Annotated in this window: 1 protein-coding gene; it reads left to right on the top strand. The window is 63.6% G+C overall.

Annotated features, from left to right (window positions below):
- Window positions 1-829, top strand: a protein-coding gene (locus FV226_RS27635) for an IS5 family transposase (protein ID WP_147765422.1) whose coding sequence is annotated in 2 segments (ribosomal slippage) — window positions 1-378 and window positions 378-829 — 830 coding nt annotated over the 2 segments. Because the reading frame shifts where the segments join, the coding sequence is not laid out codon by codon here. This gene is flagged as partial in the annotation.
- Window positions 830-844: the final 15 nt, after the last annotated feature.

Genomic DNA, 844 nt, shown 5'->3' with positions numbered 1-844 from the left:
AGAACCGGACCCGCTACGATCGAAGCGAGCTTCGTTATCCGAGCGACCTGACGGATGACGAGTGGGCGCTGATCGAGCCTCTGATCCCTCCAGCCAAGCGTGGCGGCGGCAAGCGCAGCGTCGACATGCGGGCGGTGGTAAACGGCCTGATGTACGTGCTGAGCACTGGCTGCCAATGGCGGGCGATCCCGAAGGATCTGGCGGCGCGCTCGACGGTGCACGACTACTTCGACCTCTGGGACTATGACGGCACGCTGGAGCGGATCCATCACACGCTCTACGTCGCCTGCCGGGAGCGTGTGGGTCGGGAGGTCAGCCCGACGGCAGCCATCATCGATAGCCAGAGCGTGAAGGGCGCGGAAAAAGGGGGCGCTCGATCGACCCGCCCGGCTACGACGCGGGCAAGAAGATCAGGGGCAAGAAGCGCCACATCCTGGTCGACACGCAGGGCCTGCTGATGCACGCGCTCGTCCATCCCGCCGACATTCAGGATCGGGATGGCGGCGTGCTGGTGATGGCCACGCTGTTCGGCCTCTACCCGTTTCTGCTCAAGCTCTTCGCCGACGGCGGCTATCAGGGACCGACCTTCCAAGATGGTCTGCGCAAGGTCTGCCGCACGATCACGGTCGAGATCGTCAGGCGGTCCGATCAGGCCAAGGGCTTCGTCGTGTTGCCCAAGCGCTGGATTGTCGAGCGAACGATCGGTTGGCTCAACCGCTGCCGCCGTCTCGCGAAGGATTGGGAATGCAAAAGCCGGAAAGGGCGAGCGTTCGTCCTCTTGGCCTCCATCCGCCTCATGACCCGAAAGCTCTGTCAGAAAACATCATGATGCCGGACAGACTCT

The organism is Methylobacterium sp. WL12 (assembly GCF_008039475.1).
Taxonomy (GTDB): domain Bacteria; phylum Pseudomonadota; class Alphaproteobacteria; order Rhizobiales; family Beijerinckiaceae; genus Methylobacterium; species Methylobacterium cerastii.
This window is presented reverse-complemented; position numbering and strand designations above follow the sequence as displayed.